This is a genomic window from Shewanella sp. 0m-8 (assembly GCF_052977265.1).
The window spans coordinates 1-901 of record NZ_JBRIMB010000110.1; the positions used below are offsets into that span (position 1 = coordinate 1).

A 901-nucleotide genomic window follows, 5' to 3' on the forward strand; every position below is an offset into this window, starting at 1 on the left:
GCGAACGGCCATTAAGACACTGCAAGGCTTAGTTCGGGATCCACAAGCATGCTATTAAATTCGTGGGGATCCCTCAGGGGCAGTGTAAACTTAATTTTATTGCCATACATTCCCAAGACTAGCGACACACTTTTAGTCCTTTTTAGGTAGTAAAATCAGGTTAACCGATTGATATAACCGTATTCGTTGATGATAGTAATGAATCTATTGCTCCTGAGTACGATAGCTTAGGATCACTACACCTCAACATTTCGCGTGTTTGATTAGGTATAAAACACCTAACAAGAATACTGCTGCAGGAATCAAAAAGTACATTCGTTCTCCTTAATTTTTAGCTTAGACGAATCGAAATAGCACATAGTAGCTGGCGCGCCATAAGTTCACTTTGCTCGGGTTTTGTGTGCAAATGGCTTGATAGGCTGACGAGCCGTGAATTAGCTTGCACGTACCTAAACTATAAGTGCACAGATACCTAATATCGTTGGTTTCAACATAAAAAGAGAATAACCAGAACAATAATATCGCGCCGATTACCAGCGGGATGCTTATTGTCTGGTTTAAGTTTAATTGTTTTCTTGGCATTTAAAAGGCATCAAATCCAGAGCTAAATGAGTCGAAGCTGCTGTCACAAGAGCTGTCGAAAGTGCTATTTAAAGAGTTATCAATGCCGCAACTCATAGAGTCGAAGCTGGTATCGATTGAGGCGCAACTTATATCCATAGATGACTCGGTTACACCATATGGATTGCCTTTAATATCTACCCCGCTATTAGCCACCATAGGTGTCCCGTCGACATTTACTTGTGGCACGTTGTTAGAATTTATACTCATAATCATCTCCTGATTTTGCTGTTTAAATGTTCACCACTGTCTATACACATTAATGAAAAAATGCTAGATT

At 40.0% G+C, this 901-nt stretch carries 1 protein-coding gene; it reads right to left on the reverse strand.

Going from position 1 to position 901, the window contains the following annotated elements; translation table 11 throughout:
• Positions 1-582: 582 nt before the first annotated feature.
• Positions 583-831: a hypothetical protein gene (locus ACVBIO_RS21585; protein WP_447173430.1), complete on the reverse strand. Its 249-nt coding sequence runs from the start codon at positions 829-831 to the stop codon at positions 583-585.
• Between the last annotated feature and the right edge of the window lie 70 nt (positions 832-901).